Origin of the sequence: Pseudoalteromonas sp. S16_S37 (assembly GCF_014694405.1) — a bacterium.
Classification (GTDB): domain Bacteria; phylum Pseudomonadota; class Gammaproteobacteria; order Enterobacterales; family Alteromonadaceae; genus Pseudoalteromonas.
Window position 1 is genome coordinate 1 of sequence record NZ_JAAUWV010000047.1, and the last position, 13,124, is coordinate 13,124.

Below are 13,124 nucleotides of genomic sequence, written 5' to 3' on the forward strand. Positions count from 1 at the left end.
GCTTTAATTTGCTCTAATGATGTTGTGGTATTCATTGATCACACCTTAGTTGTTTAGGTTGCAATCAAGTATGCCGGATGGTTTTTACTTATTTGCGCTATCTTGCCGTAAGGTCACATCAAAAGAATCGGCAAAGTCTTGGTTGCTCATGGTGAAAGAGAAATCGAAAAGTTACATACACTTGTACAGCAAGCCAAAAACAATGGGGTGCTAGATCTCGCGTTTTTGAGTCAGGCTGAGCTTGCACATAAAGCACCGCAAATAAAAGCATCCATGGGAGTTTGGTCGCCATCAACAGGCATTGTAGACAGCCACCAACTGATGCTGTCTTATTTGCATAAACTCTCAGAGCACGGTGGGCAATACGTCAATAATACCCGTTTTGTCGGTGCACAGTTTGATGGCCACTACTTTATCGTGACACTTAACTGTGATGGTCAGTTATTTAACCTCAAATGCACAACTCTCATTAATGCCGCAGGGCTTTTTGCACAATCTTGTGCGAAGCAAATAGATGCGTTAGACCCGCGTTTTATTCCAGAGCTTTATTACTGCAAAGGGCAATACTTTAGTTACCAAGGCCCACACCCGTTTAAGCACCTTATTTATCCGATGCCAGAGCAGCATGGACTGGGCGTGCATGCAACGATTGATTTAGCAGGACAGTTAAAGTTTGGCCCCGACACCTCGTTTATTGATGAGCTTGATTACACGCCAAACGAGCAAGCTAAAGCCCGTTTTGTGAGTGAAATTATCAAGTATTGGCCTAACTTGGACGGCAGTCGCTTACAAGTCAGCTACTGTGGTATTCGTCCTAAGCTGCTAAAAAGTGGCACGCAAGATTTTGTTATTCAAGATCATAGCGTACACGGGATCAAAGGGTTGATTAACTTGTTTGGTATCGAGTCTCCGGGCCTGACCGCAAGCCTAGCAATCGCACAGCACGTAAGCAAAAAAGCCAGTTAATCTGAGAGGAGGTTAGTTACCTTCAATAGCTTTATCAAGTCGCTTAGTCCGCTCATCCATTAATTTTTGAATGTTTTTCGCATCCTGCATCAGCTTTTTGACATCATTTGGGTTTAATGCTGATGGGTTTTTAAGTTGGTTATCAATCTGTGCTTTTTTTGCCGCCAACTCGTTGAGAATACTCGTATCTTCAGCGGCCATAATAGTAACTCTACTTGGGTCCAAGGTGTGGGTTTGACTTTTTCCCTGCGTATTAGGCTTATCAGAGTACACCCAGTTACCGTTTGCATCTTGCCATTTGTAGATTGCACCAGACTGGCTCGAACCTGTTGTATGCGGTGTTGTATGCGGTGTTGTATGCTCCGTTACTGTGTCTAGATTTCGCTTCGCATCGTCAAGGAGTGTATTTGTTTTTTGCTTTACCTGCTTAGTCACTGCATCAAAGCTCAACCAAGGTGTACCATCGGGTTTCTTTAAAATGAATAGCGAGCCAACACCCACTAGCATGACCATGATCATGAGATAACTAAAATACTTCATTCATACTCCCCTGCACTCATCAACACCTCATGGGCAGCATACACCGATACACGGTAATAAAAAAGCACAACCTAAGTTGTGCTTTTGCGCCTCCTCCATGGCTGGAGAATGTTTAAATGCCGTCACCGTCAATATGCAGTCCACATTCACGATTTAGACCAAAGAAACGCGTTTCTTCTTCGCTCATACCTGGCTCTAACTTGCGTGTGGTGTGCACATCGCCCATAGACACGTAACCTTGCTCCCAAAGCGGATGATAAGGTAAGTCATGTTTGGTCAGGTATTGATAAACATCACGGTTGCTCCACTCAATGATAGGATACACTTTTACCGTGCCTCTGCTTATCTCTAGTATTTGTTTATCTGCACGACTAGATGCCTGGTCGCGACGCAAACCACTAAACCAAGTGCCTGCATTGAGCTCTTTCAACGCACGCGTCATAGGCTCTACTTTGTTTAGGGTGTTATATTGCTTGATACCCTCTTGCCCTTGCTCCCACAATTTGCCAAATTTGGCTTCTTGCCATGCAGGAGTCATAGCAGCGCGGTACACTTTTAGATTTAAGTTCAAGCGCTCTGTTAAATGATCCACAAACTGATAGGTTTCGGGAAACAAATAACCAGTATCAGTTAATACGACAGGAATATCAGCACGCTCTGATGTCACCAGATGCAGCATCACGGCAGCTTGGATCCCAAAGCTAGATGACAAAAAAGCCGTGTCAGGTAAATGCTCTAGCGCCCATGCAACGCGTTGCTGTGGCGTCATCGCCTTTAACAACTCATTCGCTTGAGCGAGCAATGCTGCTTGTTCTTCGCCATCTAACTGTAAGAGTTTTTTGTAGTCGCTCATTAGTCATTCCTAGCTTGGCAAGCGCACTTGCCAAGTCACCAATTGTTTATGCATGAAAATCGGTTTTAGATACTTTAACTTCAGCCACAATACCTTTGCGGATAACAAAATCACCAAAACACTCATCAGCTTGACGCTCGCTGACCCATTGGCCAATTAGCTCATCAAGTGCTGGTAAGTAAACGTCTTCACCGACATTTTCTAAATACAATTTAGGCACTCGAGTTCCCTGACGGTTACCGCCTAAATACACGTTATATTTACCTAGACCTTTACCTACTAGGCCAACTTCTGCCAACATTGCACGGCCACACCCGTTTGGACAGCCAACAACACGCAAAATGATGTTGTCATCAGCCACACCGTGTTTCTCAAGTAAACCTTCAACCTGAGTAACCAGATCAGGTAGGTATCGCTCAGCTTCAGCCATTGCTAATGGACACGTTGGCAGCGCCACACACGCCATAGAGTTTTTACGCTGATTAGTATGTGCGTCGTTGATCAAGCCATGCTCACGCGCTATTTGCTCGATAACCACTTTTTGCTCAGCCGGAACACCTGCAATAATCAGGTTTTGGTTTGCCGTCATACGAAAATCACCTTGGTGAATTTCAGCGATTTTTCTGCAACCTGTTTTTAATAGCTTATCTGGGTAATCTAAAATACGGCCATTTTCGATAAACAAGGTTAGATGGTGCTTACCGTCAATGCCCTCAACCCAACCAAAGCGATCGCCACGGTGGGTAAATTCATAAGCACGACTGTCTTCAAACTTAACGCCAGCGCGCTTTTCAACTTCCGCTTTAAATGCATCCGCACCGAAAGCATCTAAGGTGTACTTTGTTTTCGCATTTTTACGGTTAACACGGTTACCCCAATCACGCTGTACAGACACAACGTGCTCTGCAATTTTCAGCGTATGCTCAAGTGGAATAAAACCAAAATCATCTGCTTTACGTGGATACGTGCTCACATCCCCATGGGTCATCGCTAAGCCACCACCCACTAGCACATTAAAGCCAACCAACTTGCCGTTATCGGCTATGGCTACAAAGTTAAGGTCGTTGGCATGCACGTCCACTTCGTTGTTAGGTGGGATCGTCACTGTTGTTTTAAACTTACGAGGCAGATAGGTAGAGCCTAAAATTGGCTCTTCCGTGGTTTCTGTCTTTTCACCGTTTAACCAAATTTCTGCATACGCTTTGGTGTGTGGCAATAAGTGCTCAGAAATTTTAGTTGCCCACTCATAGGCTTCTTGATGCAACTCGGATTCAACTGGGTTTGTAGTACATAGGACGTTGCGGTTTACATCTCCTGCCGTTGCAATCGAGTCAATTCCAACACTGTTAAGCATTTGGTGCATTTCTTTAATATTTGGCTTCAGCACACCGTGAAATTGAAACGTTTGGCGGGTCGTTAAACGAATGCTGCCATACATCGACTTTTCTTGTGCAAACTTGTCAATCGCCAACCATTGCTGAGGCTTGATGATACCGCCTGGCATACGAGCACGTAGCATCACATTGTGCAGTGGCTCTAATTTTTGCTTGCTACGCTCTGGACGAATGTCGCGGTCATCTTGCTGATACATGCCATGAAAACGAATAAGCTGGAAGTTATCAGCTGTAAAACCGCCTGTTAGCTGATCCTTTAAATCAGCTTCAATGGTGCCGCGTAAAAAGTTACTTTGCGTTTTTAAACGCTCGTTATCAGCAAACTTGGCATTGGGGTCTAGCTTGCTATTTGGTTTGTAATCTGTGCTCATGGCTCAATCCTAAAAATTCTACTGTGACGGTCTATCGTGTGTACTTATTTTAGTACACGTCTTTTTGATAACGATTTTGACTGCGCAGATCTTTTAGGTATTGCTCAGCTTGTTCGTCATCTTTGCCACCATGGGCTTTAACAATATCAATCAAGGCTTGGTGTACATCTTTTGCCATGCGATTGGCATCACCACACACATAAAAATGTGCGCCTTTTTCTAACCATGCAAATACCTCTGCGCCTTGCTCACGCAAACGGTCTTGCACATAAATCTTTTGCGCTTGGTCACGGCTAAACGCAAGGTCAACTTTATTTAGTAATCCAGATTTAACATATCCCTGAATTTCAACTTGATACAAAAAGTCTTGCGTAAAATGCGGATTACCAAAGAATAACCAGTTATCTCCGCTAGCCTCTCGTGCATCTCGCTCTTGTAAAAATGCACGGAATGGCGCTATCCCAGTGCCAGGACCTACCATGATCACGGGTGTTTCATCGTTTGCAGGCAGACGGAAGTTATCGTTGTGCTCACTGAACACTTTAACCTTTACACCTTCTTCTGCACGGTTAGCTAAGTAACCTGAACAACCACCAAAGTGCTTTTCACCAAACGCATCAAATTCCACTAAGCCCACCGTTAAGTGTACTTCATCTTCAACTTCTGCTTGGCTTGATGCAATCGAATACAAACGCGCTTGTAACTTACGCGCACACTCTACCAATGTCTGAGCGGCTATCTTTGCTGGATTTTGCAAAATCACATCAAAGATCTGGCGCGCTTCAATATATTCACGCAGCGCAGCTTTATCTTCTACCAACACTAATAATTGTGGGTTATTTGTTGCTTGCGCATACTTTTCTACAAAACCAGGGTAAGACTGAGTTAGCTCTAGTTTTTCAATCAGCGCAGTTCTAACTGATAATGTCTCTGAACCAATTTTTACCGACGTTTCTGGGTCTATCTCTAGCGCCGCTAATACTTTATCCACCAGCACTTCATCATTTAAGAAATACACACCTAAAGAGTCGCCAGGTAAATAAGTAATATCAGAGCCTTCTAATGAGATCTCAATATGGCGTACATCTTTAGTAGAATCACGGCCTGTAATTTTTTGCACTACGCTCAATTCAGCGGCAAACGGGTTTTGCTTGGTATATTGGCTTTGTGCAACAGGTGCCGATAGTCCCATACTAACCACGTTATTTTGACTTTGTTGCTGCGCTTTTAAGTCTGGCTCAAAAACATCTAATGCACCTGCTATCCATTGTGTAGCTTGCTCTTCATAATCAACATCTAAATCTGCACGTTGATAAACAACATCCGCACCAAGCTTGGTTAGGCGCTGCTCAAAATCTTTCGCTGTTTGACAGAAGAACTCATAACTGGTGTCACCAAGGCCAATTACAGCAACTTTAACGCCTTCCAATTTAGGCGCTTTTTTGCTGCCTAAAAATGCATGTAACGCCTCGGCATCTTCAGGTGGCTCACCTTCACCATACGTTGATACAGCAATAGCTAAAAACTTTTCTTTTTTAAGCGCCGATGTTTTGTAATCTGCCATATTCACGAGATTAACGCTTAAACCACGCGCTTCAGCTTGCGATTTTAATTGGCTAGCAACAGACTTAGCGTTACCTGTTTGAGAACCATACAATATCGTCAACGGCGCAGCTTCAACAGCGCTAGCTGTAGCACCTACATTTCCTGCTAACGAAGCAGTATTAGCATTGGCCGCTAAATAACCACTCACCCAGGCTTGCTGAATAGGGTTTAGCTCTGCAACCAAACCTTGTAATTTTTGCACTTGCTCTTGTGTGAGCGGGCTTGCCGCAGCACTAAGTTGACTTAACAACATCGAATAATCCCCGTAACCCTAAAACATCGTTTGCTCAGATTGGTGTTTCACTTGCTAAAAGTTGCCAGCAAGTTTTTCTATGCCTGCAGCATACTGATCTCTGCAGACAAGAAAAAGACAAAGATCTGCTTTTATATTCCATTTGGTTATTAATACATAAAAACACCAACAAAAACAGATTAAAAGATTTGCTTCAAAAACAGGCACTCTAATATTAACATTGCAATAACAAAGGTTCAGTAAGCTCGGCCTTTGTTTATATAAAAGCAAAAATATAACTTTAAATATAAAGAGAAACTAAATGAAACACGGGAAACTATCCTATAAACATAAACTTGCGCTAGTTGCTGGTTTAACGGCGTTAAGCCAAAGCACATTTGCACAAGTCGCCAATGGTGATTTTGAAAATTGGCAACAAAGCCAACCAGCAGGTTGGACAACGATTGACTCTGGAATTGCACTAAGCGCAACAAGTGGCAGAGTAAAATCTGGCCAAACTGCTGCGCAGATCACAGTAAACACTGGCACGCAAAGCGATACCGACCTGTTACAGCAAGTTGCGGTGCAAGCTGGGCAAAGCTACACGTTCAGCACTTGGGTCTATCACACCGAAGGGGGTGTAAAAGCACGCTTAATCGTCGACGGTTATCATGGCTACTCTGACCCATTTACCCTTAACCAGTGGCAGCAAATTAGCCATACATATACCGCAACAGCAAATGCCACTATCAATGTTGGATTGCGCTTTTATGATGAAACGGGATTTGATGGTAGTGAAATTGTATACATTGATAACTTTCAACCAACTCAAACCACGCCTCCACCTCCAACCAACAGCTGCCAAGCCACTTCATTAAACTTATCACTGACCACAGACAATTACGGCAGTGAAACAAGTTGGACATTAGTCAACAGCAGCAACACACAAGTTGCTTCTGGTAACGGTTATGCTAGCAACAAAACTTATTCTGAAACCTTATGTGTTAACGATGGCGACTACACCTTCACCATGCTTGATAGCTATGGCGATGGCATGTGTTGTAGCTTTGGTAATGGTTCGTACAGTCTAACTGGACCTGCGGGTACACTAGCGCAAGGTAGCAGCTTTACAAACCAGCAGCAGCACACCTTCACCATAGGCAGTGGTAATGGTGGTGGTACGCCAACAGATCCTTCTGAGTATTACGCTTCAACCGCAGGACTCAGCGGCTATGCACTGAAAAGCCAGCTACACAGCATTATCAGTACGCATCAATCACAAGGTTACACGGCTATTTGGCAATTTATAGATCAGGCAGAGCGTGATAATTACTTTGAAAAAGATAACTCTGTACTCGACCGTTACTCTGAAAACCCAAGTGGTGCAGACACTGTCAATTATGTTGCTGTAACTAATCAGTGTGGCTCTTACACGGGTGAAGGAGATTGTTATAACCGTGAACACTCTTTTCCTAAGAGCTGGTTTGGTGGCAAAATCGAGCCAATGAACTCAGATGTACACCATATTTTCGCAACCGACGGATTTGTAAACTCAAAGCGTAGTAACTTCCCGTTTGGTGAAGTTGCCAGTGCTACTTATGTATCAAGTAACGGTAGCAAATTAGGCAGTGCAACGAGTACATTGAATTATACCGGTACCGTTTTTGAACCAATTGACCAGTTCAAAGGTGACTTTGCACGTGCTTATTTCTATATGGCAACACGCTATGAGAATGTGATAAGTAGCTGGCAAAACAACACAGTATATAGCGATGCTGTGCTTAATGGCACATCTGATCAAGTGTTTGAGCCTTGGGTTGTTGCCATGCTATTACGTTGGCACCAAGCAGACCCAGTAGATGATTTAGAGCGCGCTCGCAACCAAGCCGCTTATCAATTCCAAGGCAACCGCAACCCATTTGTTGACCACCCGGAGTTTGTTAAGCAAATTTGGTAAGTAAAAAAAGCCACCCTCGGGTGGCTCAGATTGATGATAAACCCCGCTTTTTTAAGCGGGGTTTATTTTTATAAAAAACAGGCGGTTTTTTAGGCTAGAAATAAGTGCATTTCTTAAATTCTAGAGCTGATTTAACAGAATGTAACTCTATTTTTCACGGAGACACACGTAGATTTTTAGAGATTTTAACTAGCAATACTTTTTCAACAGTCTGAAGCCACCCGAGGGTGGCTTTTGCTTTTCGCTTCTAACTAATTTTAATAATAAAAAGGCAACCTAGTCCGTTAGGCTGCTAACCGACTCAACGGGAAAACTATCGAGGGTTGATGGTTAAGGGAGATAAACTGATTTTTGCATTGCCACTGGCACCCATATAGTCCGTATATTGCTGGCCTTCAAATAATGTGTAGAACACATCAACATAGTCATCATCATTGGTAAACCATGAACTCGGCATTGCTTTAATTAACTGATTCGTCAACTGTGGAATGATTGCATAGCCCTGTACGTTAGGATCGGGGATTGCGCGCATCACCTGAGTCACAATATCTAAAAACGTCGTTGCTAACGTTTGATAATTGGTGTTGTCGTCTTGCTCCATCAACAGCATATCTGCTGCTTGCCAGCGATAGCGATCCCAATGGATAATAATTTGGTTTGGCGTGTAATCACGCCCATCATGATCTAGATATGGCATATCAACAATATCTAAAACTGGCTCATCACGGCTTGGGTTAACGCCAGTTACTACGCCATACACTTCAGCTGCACCTAGAATCCAAGGTTCTTCATCATCATTTAGGCGAATGCGTTTAAGCACGCTGGTAGATATTGGTTGCGCGTCACTTTGTATTTCTGCTTGCAATGACTGAGTTTTGCCAAGACCACGCTCAAAACGACTGTCAAATACACTTTGCATTACCGCCAGGCCTTCTTTCATACTTTGACGACCATCAATTTCTACAACCAACACGGGTTGTTTAGGTAATGTGCGCGCATCAAGTAAATGCGTATTGCCTTGTTGGTCATACGCTTCAACGTGTAGCCATGACTTATCATCTCCCTTGGGAGCAAAAGCAACCAACACGTCGTCACCGTTTTGCCAGCGTTCAAGCATAGATGCATCTGCAAGTCTCAACTGATATAGAGACTGTGAAGAACTCGGCAAGCCTTTCAGAGTGCGCGTATAATCCGTAGCACTTTGCAATTGCTGTGCGAGCGCACCAGATGCTTGATTAGATGATAAAGGCACCTGCAAACGGTATTGACTCATTTGTGCTTGTAATTGAGCGCCAATGGTAGGCAACTGTTTAGCGATTTGACGTGCCAAGTGTTGTTTCATGCCTGCAATTTGATCACCGGCAGGATTAAACACATCTAGCGTTGGGAACGCCTGTTGAACCTGTGTTGCAGTCGTGGCGGCTTGACTTTGCATGCTCATCGCAGCTATCAAAGCGGGCAATGCTAATTTTGTAAGTGTATTCACATTCTACTCCTGACAATAATCCGTGTATTTGAGTAGGAGAAGATAAAACTTATTTAAAATTTTATCAACCTGTTAAATTAAATTTAACAATATATTTTATAGGTACGCGTAAATACAGAAGTTTTTTTACTACCTTGATTTCTGATTAGGTAATCCTAAGGGTATTATTTAAAAGGTGATTATAGAGTTTAAGCTAGCCTACCAGAACGCAGCAGGCCACCTTAGACAGGAACACTTTGAAGGGTAGAGCATTTATTCAACTGGATATAAAGTTATTTCAATACCTGCACCAATGGCTGAAATACGTAACAGAGTATCAGCATGTAATGCTTGAGAATAACATTTCGGCGATGTACCAGAGTTAAAACCAATATCAAAAGTACGCTTGGTACATGATAGCCATTGCTTTAGTGCCGGTTTAGAGCACGACTCTATTAATTCACAGAGGTGGTTTATCGCCCTATCAGGGCTCGTCACATCAGCATCTGCTTCAATGCGTGCCAGCTGGCGATATTCATCATGGTCATAGTGCAAAACAATCGCATTTTTTTTCAGATCATTTACTAAAGCGCTGATGTCATGTTTTGACTCTAACTCTAAATCGACGTTTAAAAACTGGATCTCTGACATTTTGACTGTATTACCCTACGGTTGACTGCAACTTATGACTAAACGGTAAGTGTAACCAACTAAATTACAACTGGCTATAGTTAACCTTAGACAGTTACTCTGCTCGTCTTTTCTATTTTCATACTCTAAGTTAAATATACTTGTATATTTAATTGGTACAAACTCTCGCTTATATATTGCCATTCTTCTATCTAGTTGCTAATTTGAAACTAACTTAATGAATAAATGATTAACATGAAAAAGACTAATTTCATATCAATCTGCTTATTGTCAGTACTTGCTTGTACACAGTTAACTGGTTGTGGTGGCGGTGGTGGTGGCACAACTAATAATTTAAATAATGGCCAAACACCTTCTCTACCCGATGCCACTTGGCAAGCAGGCGCATTTAAGCCAGCAAGCACATTTGCCAATTACTGCGAAAACCCGCGAGCGGGCATCGACCCTTATGAAAATAAGCCATACCCTGACAAAGCTGGGTCACAAATGCTTGAGAAAATGTGGGCACGCTCATTTAGTCACGAAACTTATCTTTGGTACGATGAGTTACCCGACCCAAACCCGAGTGACTTCGATTCGACCGTAAAGTACTTTGATACCTTGCGAACGTCAGCAAAAACACCATCAGGTAAAGATAAAGATCAGTTTCATTACACTGAAAGCTATGAAGACTTTCAAAAGGAATCTCAGTCTGGGGTTGTCGCAGGTTATGGAGTACGTTGGAAATCGATCAGCAGTAAACCGCCCCGAATCTTAAAAGTGGCATTTACCCAAGACAACTCTCCTGCGGCGCTCGCTGGGTTGCAGCGAGGAGATCAAGTTGTTGCCATTGATGGAATCGACTTTAACACAGCGAATGTGGATGAGATAAACAAACTTCGTGCCGGACTGGCACCTAAGCCTGGCGAATCGCATGTATTTACCATCAGTCGGTTAAATGCAGATACCGGCTCAGTTGAGCAACTAAATATGACCCTAGTCGCAGGTGATATCGAATCTACCCCAGTACAAAATGCACACATCAAAAATGTGAATGGTCGCAACATCGGCTATGTACAATTTAATCAGTTTATTGCAGTAGGTCAGCGTCCGCTAATCGAGGCGTTTAAAAGCTTTGCCAATAATGGCATTGATGATCTTGTTTTAGATTTACGCTACAACGGTGGCGGCTTAGTCGATATGGCCGCTCAGTTAGGCTACATGTTGGCTGGACCTACGCTTACTCAAGCTAGCTCGAATAGTAACGGCAAGGTATTTAGCGCCACAACTTATAATGACAAACTGAGTGCACAAAACACTTACGTTCACTTTGGTTACAGGGCCATTGATTGGAGCAAGCAAATTTACTTGGATGAAGTACTGCCAAGCGTTAAATTAAATACAGTATACATACTTGCCACTGAAGATACTTGCTCGGCAAGTGAGCTGGTGATCAACGGATTGCGAGGTATTGACGTTAATGTTGTTTTGATAGGTTCGCAGACATGCGGTAAACCCTATGGCTTCTATCCAACGCCAAACTGTGGAGAGGTTTTTTATACCGTGCAATTTAGAAGCGAAAACGCCAAACAGTTTGGAGACTACGCTGATGGCTTTACCCCAGTGCCTAGCAATGAAAATAATACCGAACTAGGTTTATCCGCACGGATAACTGGCTGCCAAGTAGAAGATGATTTATCCCACCCACTAGGTTCAGCAAATGAAGCTATGTATGCGGCAGCCATAACACATATACAAACAGGTCAGTGTCCAGAGCCAACTATGAATCAACAAAATGTCGCAGCAAAAGGAGCAATACTTGATATGCAAGGGCCTGCTTTAGAGCTTCCTACTCATCCGCTTAGAAATGGTGCCGTATTACTGAACATAAAAGAGCAGCAATAATGACTGGTCGTCATTTTGCTGTCGCAATTACGGTATCACTACTCACACAGGTTGGCTGTAAACACAGCCAACCTGTGTTGCCTGTCCCAGCGTTATTTGCCGACAAAAACTCAACTAATAAAGCCAAAGTGCAACAAGCCATAGTCGCTTTAAAGGGTGGTGTCGCGCCGCGTATCGCAGATAATGTTTTTACTATGCACAGCACTTTACTTTTAGAGCATGGCACGAGTGAATCAAGTTATGGCAAGCCTATTCTTGGCGCACATAGCTTGCCGGTTACACGTTTTGAGCTACAACTTCGAGGAACTGACTGTGTGCTGTATTATGCAAAAACTGATTCATATGTCGCGTTAAGAGATGTAAACTGCATACAGAACAACAAAGCACACGCTGTTAAACACAATACAAAATAGATAGCGAAGCGGGCTACTAGGCTTAACACATTATATGAAGTATCAACAGGTATTTGATCTTAAACCACAATTAAACTTTCCTTATTTTTGCTGTACCTTCGACAAAACACAGTTTCAAATGAGCGATTTCGACACATACGGCGTGCAGTTTCCTGACAAGCTCAATAAAGCGGTCGATAAACGCAAAGTGGAATATTTAGCTGGAAGGATATGCGCGCGACAAGCATTAAAATTATTGGGTATACCCAATGTGCAGATAAACAACGGGGAAGATAGAGCGCCAATATGGCCGCCAAAAGCCTTAGGTAGCATAAGCCATACACAAGACATAGCCATCGCGATGGTCGCATCTTCACAGCAACTCAAAGGCCTCGGCCTTGATATAGAACAACATATGTCGGCCAAACAAGAGAGTGAGTTGCAAAAACACATTCTACACCCATTAGAAATTGCTCAATTTAACGCCTTAAGTCAAAAAATAAGCTGCCCTCTGAGCGTGATATTTTCTGCAAAGGAAAGTATTTATAAAGCGCTTTATAGCAGTGTCAAGCGCTTTTTCGGTTTTGATTCGGCACAACTTGTCAATTTCAACGACAATCAGCTATTTTTCACTATCACCGAAACACTCAGCGCTAATGTGCCTATTAACACTAAAGTCACTGTGTTCTACCAAATTAATCAACACTATGTACTTACTGAGTGTGCATTTGAAGGTTATTAGCTTGGCAAAGCCTTAACAACATATAATTGGGTATAAATCTTTCACAACATGTCTATATGGTGAATTAATCGC

Annotated in this window: 11 protein-coding genes; 5 read left to right on the top strand and 6 right to left on the bottom strand. The window is 42.9% G+C overall.

Features of this window, described 5'->3' with window-relative positions; genetic code table 11:
- The first annotated feature begins 126 nt into the window (after window positions 1-126).
- Window positions 127-966, top strand: coding sequence for an NAD(P)/FAD-dependent oxidoreductase (locus HC733_RS17015; RefSeq protein ID WP_342366028.1), 840 nt, complete (start codon window positions 127-129; stop codon window positions 964-966).
- A 12-nt stretch (window positions 967-978) separates the two neighbouring features.
- Here the strand turns inward: HC733_RS17015 and HC733_RS17020 are convergent, their stop codons facing one another.
- From HC733_RS17020 to HC733_RS17035, 4 genes are all read right to left on the bottom strand, one after another.
- Window positions 979-1,506 (bottom strand): DUF4124 domain-containing protein, encoded by a 528-nt coding sequence (locus HC733_RS17020; protein WP_190366210.1) that lies wholly within the window; start codon window positions 1,504-1,506, stop codon window positions 979-981.
- A gap of 112 nt (window positions 1,507-1,618) precedes the next feature.
- Window positions 1,619-2,359, bottom strand: coding sequence for a phosphoadenylyl-sulfate reductase (locus HC733_RS17025; protein ID WP_190366211.1), 741 nt, complete (start codon window positions 2,357-2,359; stop codon window positions 1,619-1,621).
- Between the two features lie 46 nt (window positions 2,360-2,405).
- Window positions 2,406-4,124: an assimilatory sulfite reductase (NADPH) hemoprotein subunit gene (cysI, locus tag HC733_RS17030; RefSeq protein ID WP_190366212.1), complete on the bottom strand. Its 1,719-nt coding sequence runs from the start codon at window positions 4,122-4,124 to the stop codon at window positions 2,406-2,408.
- Window positions 4,125-4,173: 49 nt separating this feature from the next.
- On the bottom strand, window positions 4,174-5,982 hold the full coding sequence (locus HC733_RS17035; RefSeq protein ID WP_190366213.1) for an assimilatory sulfite reductase (NADPH) flavoprotein subunit: 1,809 nt from the start codon (window positions 5,980-5,982) through the stop codon (window positions 4,174-4,176).
- Window positions 5,983-6,283: 301 nt separating this feature from the next.
- On the opposite strand from HC733_RS17035, the gene HC733_RS17040 reads away from it, so the two are divergent.
- Window positions 6,284-7,918 (top strand): endonuclease, encoded by a 1,635-nt coding sequence (locus HC733_RS17040; RefSeq protein WP_190366214.1) that lies wholly within the window; start codon window positions 6,284-6,286, stop codon window positions 7,916-7,918.
- 313 nt (window positions 7,919-8,231) lie between these two features.
- Here HC733_RS17040 and HC733_RS17045 read toward each other — a convergent pair whose 3' ends face one another.
- Complete coding sequence (locus tag HC733_RS17045) at window positions 8,232-9,404, bottom strand: DUF3103 family protein (RefSeq protein WP_342366027.1); 1,173 nt, start codon at window positions 9,402-9,404, stop codon at window positions 8,232-8,234.
- Between the two features lie 252 nt (window positions 9,405-9,656).
- Entirely contained in the window at window positions 9,657-10,034 is a 378-nt protein-coding gene (locus tag HC733_RS17050) for a hypothetical protein (RefSeq protein ID WP_190366215.1), read from the bottom strand.
- A gap of 234 nt (window positions 10,035-10,268) precedes the next feature.
- Between HC733_RS17050 and HC733_RS17055 the strand changes: the two genes are divergently transcribed.
- From HC733_RS17055 to HC733_RS17065, 3 genes are read left to right on the top strand one after another with little or no spacing between them, the layout of a single operon-like run.
- A complete protein-coding gene (locus HC733_RS17055; RefSeq protein WP_190366216.1) occupies window positions 10,269-11,918 on the top strand; it encodes a S41 family peptidase in 1,650 nt (549 codons plus the stop codon).
- The gene (locus HC733_RS17060; RefSeq protein WP_190366217.1) at window positions 11,918-12,331 is read left to right on the top strand and encodes a hypothetical protein; all 414 of its coding nucleotides are present in this window, start codon (window positions 11,918-11,920) and stop codon (window positions 12,329-12,331) included. The genes HC733_RS17055 and HC733_RS17060 overlap by 1 nt, the downstream gene beginning before the upstream one ends.
- A gap of 34 nt (window positions 12,332-12,365) precedes the next feature.
- Window positions 12,366-13,052 (top strand): 4'-phosphopantetheinyl transferase family protein, encoded by a 687-nt coding sequence (locus tag HC733_RS17065; protein ID WP_190366218.1) that lies wholly within the window; start codon window positions 12,366-12,368, stop codon window positions 13,050-13,052.
- Window positions 13,053-13,124 lie beyond the last annotated feature (72 nt).

What these genes read in the sequence shown, in the direction of transcription:
- HC733_RS17065 (WP_190366218.1), top strand. Translation starts at nt 12,366, where the DNA reads ATGAAGTATCAACAGGTATTTGATCTTAAACCACAATTAAACTTTCCT.
- HC733_RS17020 (WP_190366210.1), bottom strand. Translation starts at nt 1,506, where the DNA reads ATGAAGTATTTTAGTTATCTCATGATCATGGTCATGCTAGTGGGTGTT.
- HC733_RS17060 (WP_190366217.1), top strand. Translation starts at nt 11,918, where the DNA reads ATGACTGGTCGTCATTTTGCTGTCGCAATTACGGTATCACTACTCACA.
- HC733_RS17055 (WP_190366216.1), top strand. Translation starts at nt 10,269, where the DNA reads ATGAAAAAGACTAATTTCATATCAATCTGCTTATTGTCAGTACTTGCT.
- HC733_RS17025 (WP_190366211.1), bottom strand. Translation starts at nt 2,359, where the DNA reads ATGAGCGACTACAAAAAACTCTTACAGTTAGATGGCGAAGAACAAGCA.
- cysI (WP_190366212.1), bottom strand. Translation starts at nt 4,124, where the DNA reads ATGAGCACAGATTACAAACCAAATAGCAAGCTAGACCCCAATGCCAAG.
- HC733_RS17040 (WP_190366214.1), top strand. Translation starts at nt 6,284, where the DNA reads ATGAAACACGGGAAACTATCCTATAAACATAAACTTGCGCTAGTTGCT.
- HC733_RS17035 (WP_190366213.1), bottom strand. Translation starts at nt 5,982, where the DNA reads ATGTTGTTAAGTCAACTTAGTGCTGCGGCAAGCCCGCTCACACAAGAG.
- HC733_RS17050 (WP_190366215.1), bottom strand. Translation starts at nt 10,034, where the DNA reads ATGTCAGAGATCCAGTTTTTAAACGTCGATTTAGAGTTAGAGTCAAAA.